10 protein-coding genes and 1 riboswitch are annotated in these 11,191 nt (G+C 73.5%); of the genes, 7 read left to right on the top strand and 3 right to left on the bottom strand.

The window, feature by feature from the left end:
• Positions 1-245: 245 nt before the first annotated feature.
• Together BJ981_RS24335 and BJ981_RS24340 are read right to left on the bottom strand one after the other, a co-directional pair.
• A complete protein-coding gene (locus tag BJ981_RS24335) occupies positions 246-1,550 on the bottom strand; it encodes an MFS transporter (RefSeq protein WP_184614063.1) in 1,305 nt (434 codons plus the stop codon).
• Entirely contained in the window at positions 1,547-2,122 is a 576-nt protein-coding gene (locus tag BJ981_RS24340; RefSeq protein ID WP_184614065.1) for an ArsR/SmtB family transcription factor, read from the bottom strand. The genes BJ981_RS24335 and BJ981_RS24340 overlap by 4 nt, the downstream gene beginning before the upstream one ends.
• 434 nt (positions 2,123-2,556) lie before the next feature.
• Positions 2,557-2,717: riboswitch (cyclic di-AMP (ydaO/yuaA leader) on the top strand.
• 82 nt (positions 2,718-2,799) lie between these two features.
• Here BJ981_RS24340 and BJ981_RS24345 point away from each other — a divergent pair.
• From BJ981_RS24345 to BJ981_RS24360, 4 genes are all read left to right on the top strand, one after another.
• Positions 2,800-3,372 carry a C40 family peptidase gene (locus BJ981_RS24345; RefSeq protein WP_239138965.1) on the top strand — a complete coding sequence of 191 codons (573 nt, stop codon included), beginning with the start codon at positions 2,800-2,802 and terminating at the stop codon, positions 3,370-3,372.
• A 189-nt stretch (positions 3,373-3,561) separates the two neighbouring features.
• Positions 3,562-4,467 (top strand): peptidase MA family metallohydrolase, encoded by a 906-nt coding sequence (locus BJ981_RS24350; protein ID WP_184614067.1) that lies wholly within the window; start codon positions 3,562-3,564, stop codon positions 4,465-4,467.
• Positions 4,468-4,531: 64 nt separating this feature from the next.
• Positions 4,532-5,827, top strand: coding sequence for a M48 family metallopeptidase (locus BJ981_RS24355; protein WP_239138964.1), 1,296 nt, complete (start codon positions 4,532-4,534; stop codon positions 5,825-5,827).
• Positions 5,824-6,954 carry a glycosyltransferase family 4 protein gene (locus BJ981_RS24360; protein WP_239138963.1) on the top strand — a complete coding sequence of 377 codons (1,131 nt, stop codon included), beginning with the start codon at positions 5,824-5,826 and terminating at the stop codon, positions 6,952-6,954. The genes BJ981_RS24355 and BJ981_RS24360 overlap by 4 nt, the downstream gene beginning before the upstream one ends.
• A gap of 147 nt (positions 6,955-7,101) precedes the next feature.
• On the opposite strand, the gene BJ981_RS24365 is transcribed toward BJ981_RS24360, so the two are convergent.
• The gene (locus BJ981_RS24365) at positions 7,102-7,926 is read right to left on the bottom strand and encodes an IclR family transcriptional regulator (protein ID WP_239138962.1); all 825 of its coding nucleotides are present in this window, start codon (positions 7,924-7,926) and stop codon (positions 7,102-7,104) included.
• Positions 7,927-8,070: 144 nt separating this feature from the next.
• On the opposite strand from BJ981_RS24365, the gene BJ981_RS24370 reads away from it, so the two are divergent.
• Genes BJ981_RS24370 through BJ981_RS24380 form a run of 3 tightly spaced genes read left to right on the top strand, consistent with a single transcriptional unit; the run spans position 8,071 to position 11,157 of the window.
• A complete protein-coding gene (locus BJ981_RS24370; RefSeq protein ID WP_184616378.1) occupies positions 8,071-9,327 on the top strand; it encodes an extracellular solute-binding protein in 1,257 nt (418 codons plus the stop codon).
• Complete coding sequence (locus tag BJ981_RS24375; RefSeq protein WP_184614072.1) at positions 9,324-10,262, top strand: carbohydrate ABC transporter permease; 939 nt, start codon at positions 9,324-9,326, stop codon at positions 10,260-10,262. The genes BJ981_RS24370 and BJ981_RS24375 overlap by 4 nt, the downstream gene beginning before the upstream one ends.
• Positions 10,263-10,317: 55 nt before the next feature.
• Positions 10,318-11,157, top strand: a complete 840-nt coding sequence (locus BJ981_RS24380; protein ID WP_184614074.1) for a carbohydrate ABC transporter permease — start codon at positions 10,318-10,320, stop codon at positions 11,155-11,157.
• Positions 11,158-11,191 lie beyond the last annotated feature (34 nt).

An 11,191-nucleotide genomic window follows, 5' to 3' on the forward strand; every position in this document is an offset into this window, starting at 1 on the left:
CGCACCTCACGGTAAGACTAATATTCTGGCCGGTAATTCGGTTTAACCCGCAGAATATCCCGATATAAGCCAAATTATGCGGCTTAGGGGTGCTCGGCATTCCCGGGGTCGCGGGCGCGGATTCGTTGAACGGTCGTGCGGTCATGGTGACATTTGATAAGAAATGAGCACTCTTGATCGGGCGTCCGGACGTCCCTGTGACTCGGGCCGCGCGGCCCGTTCCGGTCCTGGAACGGGCCGGTTTCTCACGCCTCGGCGGCGGGTGCCGTAGGCAGGTCGCGGTCGCGCCGCAACGGCCCCGCGAACAGAATGAGGCCGCTCAGGGCCACTCCCGCCATCGCGACCCACATGGCGGGGCGCACGCCGAGCGCGTCGCCGAGCGCCCCGGCGGCCACGGCGCCGACCGGAATCGTGCCCAGGTTGACGAACTGCATCGTGACCGAAACCCGGCCGAGCAGATGGCGCGGGCAGTACGCCTGCCGGAACGCGCCTTTGATCACATTTCCCGCCACGACGCCCGCGACCACCATCAGGGCGCCCGCGACCCCTAGGGCCAGCCACGGCCCGGGACGCGCGGCGGGGAGCAGCAGCCCGAACGGCGTGCACGCCACCTCGCAGACGATCAGGGCCCTGGCGCTGCCGAGGCGGCGGGAGATCCAGGTGGCCAGGGCGGCGCCCGCGACGCCGCCGACGCTGGTGGCGGCGATCAGGCCGCCCGCCGTCCCGGCGCTCACACCGACGTCGCGCACCAGGAAGACCACGAGGATGGCCTGGTAGCCGACGAGGAACAGGTTCGACATGGCCCCGAACAGGGTCAGGACCCGCAGGTAGGGGTCGCGCAGGACGAACCGCATGCCCTCGCCGATCTGCCGGCGCAGCGTGGCCGTCTCGCGCACCGGGGCGGCCGCCTCGCGCGCCCGCATCGCGAGCAGGCAGACCGCGGAGATCACGAAGGTGGCCGCGTCGGCGAGCAGGCCGGCGACCGCGCCGAACGCCTGGGCGGCCAGGCCGCCCGCGCCCGGGCCCGCGACCTGGGCGGCCGACTCGCCGCCCTGGAGCTTGGCGTTGCCCTCCCGCAGGTCGGCCGTGGCGACCACCGAGGGCAGCAGGACCTGGTAGGCCGTCTGGAAGAACACCTTGGCGGCGCCGGCGACCAGGGCCGCGGCCATCAGGTGGCCGATGGTGAGCACGCCCAGCCACGCGGCCACCGGGACGCTGCAGAACGCCAGCGCCGACACCACGTCGCAGGCCAGCATGACCGGGCGCCGGGGCAGCCGGTCGACCCAGGCGCCCGCGGGCAGGCCGATGAGCAGCCAGGGCAGCCAGGCCGCGGCGGTCAGCACGCCCACGGCCAGGGCGTCGGCGTGCAGCACGGTGACGGCCACCAGGGGCATCGCGACGCTGGTCACCGAGCTGCCGAACGCGCTGGAGGTCTCGCCGATCCACAGCAGGCGGAAGTCGCGCTCGCGCAGCAGGCCCCCGACGCCGCGGCGCGCGGGGGAGCGGCCGGAGGGGCCCGGCTGCGGGGATCGCGCCTCCAGGGCGTTCATGGCCGCCCCGGGACGCCGAAGGCGAACAGGAACACCGGGTCCCGCCGGGCGCCGTCGTCGGGGACGTCACGGGCCGCCCAGCGCTCGAACAGGGCGATGACCTCCCCGCTCAGCTCGGCGAGCTCGGCGGGCGTCAGCCGCAGCCACTTGTCGGCGGAGAAGGGCGCGTTCTCCCAGGCCGCGCGCTCGTCCTCGGTCATGGCGTAGTAGGCGCGGACGATGCCCACGTGGTGGTCCAGGTTGATCGACTCGGCGGCGCCGGCCACGGCGGCCGAGGCGGGGTCGGACTCGAAGTCGCGGGTGGACCACCGGAGCGACGCCGACACCAGGCGCCACCAGCGCTCGCGCCGGTCGCGGGCCAGCTCGGGGGCCTCCTCGACCAGCTCTCCCGAGGCGAGGACGCGCAGGTGGTGGCTGACGTTGGCCACGGCCTGCCCGGTGTGGTCGGCCAGCATGCTGGCGGTGCAGGGCCCGTAGACCTTGAGCGCGTCCATGAGGCGGCGCCGCAGGGGGTGTGCCAGGGCGGCCAGCACGCGGGAGTCGGTGATCTGCCGGACGTTCTCGTTCTCCATGGGTCCCACGCTGGCATGGGCAACACTCCTTGCGCAAGAGCCATTGCTAAAGACCTCTTGCGTATTGACATCTCTGGAGAGGCCCGCAACCGCCGATCCGGCCCGTCAAGATCAAGAACTGGTGGGACGGATGTGACGGATGTGACGAAGGTCGGGCCCTGTTTCCACGCATGTGAGAGGAATCACATTCGGGTAACAGAGGGCATTGATATCCAGGCGTTATCGGTTAGTGATCAGTCGTAATGATCTACGTTGTGCTGACCCACCCTTTGCTGGAATTTCGCAATCTGTGTAGCTTCTGGGCCGCGGCGAGCAACGCCATGCCGTCGCGAACGAGGGCCGATCCGCAAGATCGGCCGACGCACCACCCATCCATTCGGCCGTCGTCGCCGGCGCATGCCGGCGAAACCGGGGACCCGACAAGGAACCCACCCCTCGGCGGCCTGCCGAATCCGTGCGGCAAGGAGCACGGAGCCGGGGACCCAATTGACCTTCCACCCGGGAGGTCGGGGGTGAATCGGCGCCTCGCGCGCCGTAGGGCTGCTTCCCTGCCCGAATCCGTCAGCTAACCCGGTAGGCGTAAGTGGAAGATCCTAGGAGCGATCCTGTCCAGCACCACCCCTAGCCCCCGCCTGCCCCGAATCGCCAGGTTCTCCTTCGGCGGCGCCGTCCTCACCGTGTCGGCCTCCGTCGCCCTGGCGGCCCTGCAGGTCCCGGCGGCGCACGCCGCCACGCCGGTCACCCCCGTCGTTCCCCCGGTCGCCACGGCGGAACCCGCCGCGGCTCCCGAGAGCGAGGCGGCGGCGACCACCACGGGCTCCACGGCCGCGAAGACCTCCAAGACCAAGAAGGCCAAGAAGACCAAGCTGACCAGGGCCGCGCGGCAGCGCGTCAAGGCGCGCACCGCCGTGGCCGTCGCCAAGCGGCAGATCGGCGACCCCTACCGCTGGGGCGCCGCCGGCCCCGGCGCGTTCGACTGCTCGGGTCTCGTCCTGTACTCCTGGCGCAAGGCCGGCGTCAAGCTGCCCCGCGTCACCGGCGCGCAGTACCGCTCGGTGCGCAAGAAGGTCGCGTGGAAGAACCTCAAGCCGGGCGACCTGATGTTCTTCCGCGGGCTCGGCCACGTCGGCATGTACGTGGGCCACGGCAAGATGATCCACTCCCCGCACAGCGGCGCGCGGGTGCGGATCGACAAGCTCAACGGTTACCGCAAGGGCAGCTTCGTCGGAGCCGTCCGCCCCGGCGCGTGACCGGTCCCGGCAGGCGCCTCCGCGCGGCCGTCTCCCCGCGGACGCCCCCGCGCTGAGCGCACCAGGCCGTGAAGGCCCCGTCCACCCTCACCCCTCGCGGGCGGACGGGGCCTTCACGTTCCCGGCGCCCGCCGCCCCTGCCCGTCCCGGGCCGCGTTGGCGGGGCGGGCCGCCCGGTAGATTGCCCGCATGCGCGTCGTCCGGCTGGGGGCCTCACTCGCGGGCCTGCTGGCGGCCCTGAGCGCGCCGGCGGCGGCTCCGGCGCTCTGGGACGCCCTCCCGGCCGCGCCCGGGGCGTCAGCGGCGCTCTCCGGCGCGCCGGCCGTCCCCCGGGCCGCCACCGCCGACCCGGGAAGGCTCGCGCGGGCCGCGGTGGCCGAGCGCCCGGACGTCTGGGCGGGCGCGAGGATCGTCATCGGCGAGCGCTCCGTCGTGGTCGGTGCGGCACGGACGGGCGCCGCCGAGGCGGCCGATCTGGCCCGCAGGGCCGACCGTGCCGCCCGCGTCGTGGCGCGGCTGGCCGGGCCGGTGCGCCCGCTGGTGCTGCTGCCCGGCACGACCGCGCAGGCCGCCGCGCTCGCCGCGCCGGCCTCGGTGCGCGGGCTCGCCGCGGTCGCGGCCGTGGACCACGTGATCGTCGAGCCGGGCGCGTACGCGCGGCTCAGCGACGCCGGGCGCGACGTCGTCCTGGCCCACGAGCTCACCCACCTCGCCACCGGCGCGGCCACGGACGCCCGCACGCCCAAGTGGCTCATGGAAGGCTTCGCCGACTACGTCGGCTACCTGGACTCGGGCATCCCCGCGCCGGCGGCCGCCGCCGAGCTGGCCGCCGAGGTGCGCGCGGGCCGGCGCCCGATCGCGCTGCCGGGCCCGCAGGCCTTCGCGCCGGAGTCCCCGCGCCTGGCGCAGGCGTACGAGGAGGCGTGGCTCGCCTGCCGGTATGTCGTGGCCCGTTACGGTGAGCGCGCCCTCGTCGCCCTCTACCGTGAGTTCAGCGGGGGCGGCGCGCCGGGCGCGCTTCCCCGCGTGCTCGGAGTGAGCGCGGAGCGGTTCACCGCCGCCTGGCGCGCCTACGTGGTGGCGGAGCTGTCGTGACCGCCCGCCGCACGCGCGCCCGGGGCCGTCGTGACCGCGCGGCACGCAGGAAAGGCTGGTATCGGTGGCGGAGCTGACCGAGGAGACCCGCCCCGGCGGGCGGGCGGGCGGCGGAGCCCGGGCGGCGGGCGTCGCGCTCGTGGCGCTCGGCGCGGTCATGGCCGCCGTCGTCGCGCTGACGACCCCCTGGGACCCCTTGGGCGGCGCCCCCGCCGTGCCGGCCGACCCCGCCCGCGACTTCACCCCCGCGCAGATCTCCCGGGCCGCCGCCTTCGACGCCGCCGTCAGCCCGCCGTCCTACCTCTCGCTGGCCGTGACGCTGCTGGTGGCGGGCGCGCTGGTCCTCACCCCGGTGGGGGCGTGGGCGGTGGGCAGGCTCAGGGGGCCGTGGTGGCTGCGGGCCCTGGCCGGGGTGCTGCTGCTGTCCGCGGTGACGCTGCTGCTCAAGTGGCCGTTCGGCATGTGGTACGAGACCCGGCTGCGCGCGTACGGGCTGTCCACGCAGGGCTGGGCGGGGTGGTCGGCCGACCGGCTGAAGAGCTTCGCCGTGCAGACCGTGCTGGTCGCCGTGATGATCCTCGCGGTCGTCTGGCTGGCCCGCCGGCTGCCGGCCCGCTGGTGGATCCCCGCCGCCGCGGGGGCCTTCGTCCTCACCGTCGCCGCCTCGTTCGCCTACCCCGTGGTCGTGGAGCCGCTGTTCAGCGACTTCAAGCCGCTGCCGCGCGGGCCGCTGCGCGCCGAGCTGATCGCCATGGCCGGCCGCGACGGCGTCCCCGTCCGTGACGTCCTGGTCGCCGACGCCTCCCGCCGGACCAGCGCGCTCAACGCCTACGTCTCCGGCTTCGGTGCGACCCGGCGGGTCGTCGTCTACGACACGCTGCTGCGGGCTCCGGAGAAGGAGGTCGTGCTGGTGGTCGCGCACGAGCTCGGCCACGCCCGCGAGGACGACGTGCTGTACGGCACGCTGGTCGGCGGGCTCGGCGCCGCGGCGGGCGCGTGCCTGCTGTACCTGGTGGCCGGCGCGCCGGCGGTGCGCCGCCGCGCCGGGACGCCCTCGGTGGGCGACCCGCGGTCCGTGGGGCTGCTGCTGGGCCTGATCACGCTCGCCTCCGTGCTGGCGGGACCGGCCGAGAACGTGGTGAGCCGGGCGATCGAGGCCAGGGCGGACGTCCACGCCCTCGACCTCACCCGGGACCCGGCGACGTTCGTGGCGATGCAGAAGCGGCTGGCCGTCACGAACCTCTCCGACCTGTCGCCGGACGCCGTGGACTACCTGCTGCACGCCTCCCACCCCACGACCCCGCAGCGCATCGCCCTCGCACGCGCCTGGGCCCGCGAGAACGGGCTGCCCGAGCCGTGAACCCCCGGGGCCGCGTCCTCATCGTCACCAACGACTTCCCGCCGCGCCCGGGGGGCATCCAGGCGTTCGTGCACGCCCTCGCCGAGCGCCGGCCGCCCGGCTCGACCGTGGTGTACGCCTCGCGCTGGCCCGGCTGGGAGGAGTTCGACGCGCGCCGCCCCTACCGGGTGGTGCGCCACCCCACCTCGCTGATGCTGCCGCTGCCCGGCGTGGCCCGGCGCGCGGCGGCGCTGGTGCGGCGGGAGAAGTGCGAGACCGTGGTGTTCGGCGCCGCGGCCCCGCTCGGCCTGCTGGCACCGGCGGTGCGGGCGGCGGGGGCGCGCCGGGTGGTCATGCTGACCCACGGCCACGAGGCGGCCTGGGCGGGCACGCCGCTGGCGCGCGGCGTGCTGGCCAGGATCGGCGCCCACGCCGACGCGATCACCTACCTGGGCGAGTACACCCGGGAGCGGCTGGCCCGGGTGGTGCCGCCGTCCCGGCTGGTCAGGCTGGCCCCGGGCGTGGACACCGAGCTGTTCCGGCCCGGCGCGGGCGGGGCCGGGGTGCGCGCCGAGCTGGGCATCGGCGGCAGGCCGGTGGTGGTGTGCGTGTCGCGGCTGGTCGCGCGCAAGGGCCAGGACACGCTGGTGCGCTGCTGGCCCGCCGTGCTGCGCGCCGTGCCCGACGCGGTGCTCTTGCTGGTCGGCGGCGGCCCGTCGCGGCGCGCCCTGACGCGGCTGGTCGCGGCGCGCGGGCTCGGCGGCTCGGTGGTCATCACCGGGCCGGTGCCGTGGAGCAGCCTGCCCGCCTACTTCGACGCCGGGGACGTGTTCGCCATGCCCTGCCGCACCCGGCTGCGCGGCCTGGACGTGGAGGGGCTCGGCATCGTCTACCTGGAGGCGTCCGCCACCGGGCTGCCCGTGGTCGCGGGCCGCTCGGGCGGCGCGCCGGACGCGGTGCGCGAGGGGGAGACGGGCCTGCTGGTGGACGGCGACCGCCCCGAGCAGGTGGCCCGCGCGCTCGCCGTGCTGCTCAAGGACCCGGACCGGGCCCGCGAGATGGGCGCACGCGGCCGGGCGTGGATCGAGCGGGAGTGGCGCTGGGACCTGGTCGCCGGGCGGTTCTCCGAGCTGCTGACCGGCGGGTGACCGGGTCATCGCGTTCGCACATGTCAATCGCGAGGGTGTGCACTCGCTCCGACATGTTCCCCCACGCTCGCACACGACCGCGCCGGGCGCGGGTGGCCGATCGGGGCCGGCCCCCTCTGCCCGGCCCCGATCGGCGGCCCCGCGGGGTCAGCGGGTGGCGCCCAGCTTCCTGGAGACGCGCAGCGCCGCCTCGGCCACCAGCGGCCCGAGCTGGCGCACCCGGGCGGCCGTGATCCGCGAGGTCAGGCCGGAGACGGAGATCGCCGCGGTGACCGCGTCGCCGTGGCCGAAGATCGGGGCGGCCACGCAGCGCACCTCGGGCTCGTTCTCGCGGTCGTCCACCGCGTAGCCGCGCTGGCGGATCCTGCTGAGCTCGGCGCGCAGGTGCGCCGGGTCGGTGATGGTGAAGCGGGTGACGGCGGGCATCCCGGCGGCCACGACTTGCTGCAGGTCGGCCTCCGGCTGCCAGGCGAGGATCGCCTTGCCCACGGCGGTGCGGTAGGCGGGCACGCGGCTGCCGATGCGCGAGGCCATCCGCACGGTCGCGGTGTTCTCCACCTTGTCGATGTAGACCACGTCCGGCGGGTCGTACACCACCAGGTGGACGGTCTCGCGGACCTCGGTCATGAGCCGGTGCGACTCCTCGGCGGCGACGGTGCGCAGGTCGAGGGTGGCGAGGTAGGCCTGGCCGAGCAGCAGGGCGCCGTGCCCGAGCCGGTAGGCGCCGGTCCTCCGGTCGCGTTCCAGCAGCCTGGCCTCGATGAGCGGGGTGGTCAGCCGCAGCACGGTGCTCTTGGAGACCCCGAGCTCCTCGGCCAGCGAGGTGAGGGACAGGCCCTGGCCGGTGCCGGCGTGGGCGCGGACGTGGTCGAGCACGGCCAGCGCGCGCCGCAGCGACAGCGACTGGTTGCGCGCGGGGGTGGCGGGGCCGGTCAGGGGGGTCGTGGAACGGTGATCCGGCTTATCGAACACGCAGGTCAACTTAGGCGCAAGATTGCCAGTGACGCCACTTTGCACCATGAAATTCCGCAATGCACAACAAATCACCCTGGCTCTTCCCGTGATCGCGGACCGCTTTCTAAGGTCTGCCGCCAACGGGAGGAGACTGCTGTGAGAATGCTTGACCGGGCGGTCGCGGGACTGGCCCTGCTGGCCCTGGCCGCCTGCGCGCCGTCCACCGCCCCGGCGACGAGCGGCGGAGACGAGAAGTCGGGAACGCTGCGGGTCTGGCTCTTCGACGAGCCGAACCGGGCCCCCAAGGAAAAGGTCGTCGGCGAGGCGATCAAGGAGTTCACCGCCGCGAACTCGGGGGTGACGGTCGAGGTGTCCTACATCCCGACGACCCCCGCGCGGCACGAGAAGTTCAAGGGCGCGTTCAACGACCCCGCCAGCGCCCCCGACGTCGCCGAGTACGGCAACACCGACCTGGCCGAGTACGCCGCCGCGGGCGGGTTCGCCGACCTCGGCGCCGACCTTCAGGCGTGGACCGAGGGCAAGGACGTCAACGCGGAGCTGCTGAAGACCGCCACGGTCGACGGCAAGGTGTACGGCCTGCCCTGGTACATCGGCATCCGCGCGCTGTACTACCGCACCGACGTCTTCGACGAGCTCAAGCTGAAGCCGCCGGCGACCATCGACGAGCTGATCACCACCGCGCGGAAGATCCGCGAGAAGAAGCCGGACCTGTACGGCCTCGCCGCCGGCGGCGAGTACACCTTCGGCGCCCTGCCCTTCGTGTGGAGCGCGGGCGGCGACATCGAGAAGCTCGACTCGCCCGAGTCGCGCAAGGGCGTGAAGCAGTACACCGACCTGCTCGCGGACGACAACTGCCCGCCCCAGGCGTGCGCCGGCCTCACCGGCGGCAAGACCGTCGAGCTGTTCGCCAGCGGCAAGGCCGCCATGGCCATCGGAGGCAACTTCAACAGGTCGGCCATCGACGCCGGGGCCGCCGCCGGCAAGTACGCCGTCGTGCCGCTGCCCGGTCAGGAGTCCGGCTCGATCGCCCCGGCCTTCGCGGGCGGCAACAACCTCGGCGTCATGAAGAACAGCAAGCACCGCTCGCTGGCCGTGAAGTTCCTGCAGCTTCTCGGCGGCAAGACCTACCAGACGAAGATGTACGAGGCCATGGGCAACCTGCCCACCCTGACCTCGGCGCGCGACGAGCTGGCGGCCAAGGAGTCGTTCCTCAAGCCGTTCATGGACACGGTCGCCTCGGGCACCCGGTTCGTGCCCGTCGACCCCGCCTGGGTGAAGATCGACAACCAGAAGGTCATCCCGACCATGTTGCAGAAGGTCGCCACCCAGCAGGCCACCGTCGAGCAGGCCACGACCGAGGCCGCCGCCGCGGTCAAGGCGGCGTTCGGCGGCTCATGACGACGGCCACCACGGCGCCCGCCGGCCCGGCCACGAGCGCCGGGCGGGCGGCGCCGCGCCGCGCCGGCCGGCTGCGGCCCTGGATTTACCTGCTCCCCTCGGCGGCGGTCCTGCTGCCCCTGCTCGGCTACCCCGTCTACATGCTCGGCCTGCTGTCGGTGTTCGACTACCGGCAGGCCCAGGTCAGCGGCGGGGAGCCGACCCGCTTCATCGGCCTGGCCAACTACGCGGCCCTCGCCGGAGACCCGCGGTTCTGGTCGGTGCTCGCCCAGACCGTGGTGTTCGCCGCGGCGCTGGTCGTCGCCACGCTGGCCGTCGGCGCGGCGCTCGCCGTGGTGCTGACCAGGGCGGGACGGGTGCCACGCCTGCTGCTGTCGCTGGCGGCCATGGCCGCGTGGGCGGCGCCGGCCGTCACCGGGTCCACGGTGTGGATGTTCCTCTTCGACGCCGACCTCGGCCTGGTCAACCAGGTGCTCGGCCTCGACGGCCACAACTGGTTCTACGACAAATGGGTCGCGTTCCTGATCATCGGCGCCACCGTCGTGTGGCACTCGTTCCCCTTCGTCATGGTGACGCTCTACGCGGGCATCCAGGCGATCCCCGGCTCGGTGCTGGAGGCCGCGGCGCTGGACGGCGCCTCGGCGTGGCAGGCGTTCTGGCGGGTCATGGTGCCCATCCTGCGGCCGCTCATCACGATCGTGGTCATCCAGTCGATCATCTGGGACTTCAAGATCTTCACGCAGGTGTACGTGATGACCAGCGGCGGCGGCATCGCGGGACAGAACTCGGTGCTGAACGTCTACGCCTACCAGACCGCGTTCGGCTCCTCGGAGTACGGGCTCGGCTCGGCGATCGGCGTCGTCATGACCCTGATCCTGCTGGCCGTCACCCTGCTCTACATCCGCGCCCTCTACCGAGGAGGGGAGAAGCTGTGACCTCCCGCGCCCCCGCAGGAACGCCGGGACCGCACGCCGCCCGCGGGAGGACGCCGTGAACAGGTCCCGCCTGGTCGCGAGCACGATCGCCGTGGTCGCGGCCCTGGTCACGCTCTTCCCGATCTACTGGATGGTGCTCTCGGCGTTCAAGCCGCCGGGGGAGATCCAGTCGCTGGAGGTCCGCCCCTGGACGCTGCACCCGACGCTGGAGAGCTTCCGGCGGGTGCTCGGCGGCGAGGACTTCGGCCGGTACTTCCTCAACAGCCTCGGCGTCGCCCTCACGGTCGTCGTCCTGTCGGCCGTCGTGGCGTTCCTCGCCGCCGTCGCGGTGACCCGGTTCCACTTCCGGTTCCGCACCACCGTGCTGATCATGTTCCTGATCGCGCAGATGGTGCCGGTCGAGGCGCTGACCATCCCGCTGTTCTTCCTGGTCCGCGACATCGGCACGGTCGTGCCCGGCGTCGGGCTGAACACGCTCGGCTCGCTGGTCCTGGTCCACCTGGCGTTCTCGCTGCCGTTCGCGATCTGGATGATGCGCGGCTTCGTCGCGGCGGTCCCCGAGGCGCTGGAGGAGGCCGCCACCATCGACGGCGCGAGCCGCGCGGTGATCCTCTGGAGGATCCTGTTCCCGCTGGTCGCCCCGGGCCTGGTCGCGACCAGCGTGTTCTCGTTCATCGCCGCCTGGAACGACTTCATCTTCGCGAGGACGTTCATCATCTCGGCCAAGGACAACCAGACCCTGCCCGCCGCGCTGCTGGTCTTCTTCAAGCCCGACGAGAACGACTGGGGCGGCATCATGGCCGCCTCCACCCTCATGACCATCCCCGTGCTGATCTTCTTCGTCGCCGTCCAGCGCCGCCTCGTCGCCGGCCTCGGCGGCGCCGTGAAGGACTGACCCGCCGGGCGGCGGCCCTGCCGAGGTCCGCCGC

It is taken from the genome of Sphaerisporangium krabiense, from assembly GCF_014200435.1.
Taxonomy (GTDB): domain Bacteria; phylum Actinomycetota; class Actinomycetes; order Streptosporangiales; family Streptosporangiaceae; genus Sphaerisporangium; species Sphaerisporangium krabiense.

Coding starts and splice junctions, on each gene's coding strand:
- BJ981_RS24350 (WP_184614067.1), top strand. CDS start 3,562: ATGCGCGTCGTCCGGCTGGGGGCCTCACTCGCGGGCCTGCTGGCGGCC.
- BJ981_RS24335 (WP_184614063.1), bottom strand. CDS start 1,550: ATGAACGCCCTGGAGGCGCGATCCCCGCAGCCGGGCCCCTCCGGCCGC.
- BJ981_RS24375 (WP_184614072.1), top strand. CDS start 9,324: ATGACGACGGCCACCACGGCGCCCGCCGGCCCGGCCACGAGCGCCGGG.
- BJ981_RS24370 (WP_184616378.1), top strand. CDS start 8,071: ATGCTTGACCGGGCGGTCGCGGGACTGGCCCTGCTGGCCCTGGCCGCC.
- BJ981_RS24340 (WP_184614065.1), bottom strand. CDS start 2,122: ATGGAGAACGAGAACGTCCGGCAGATCACCGACTCCCGCGTGCTGGCC.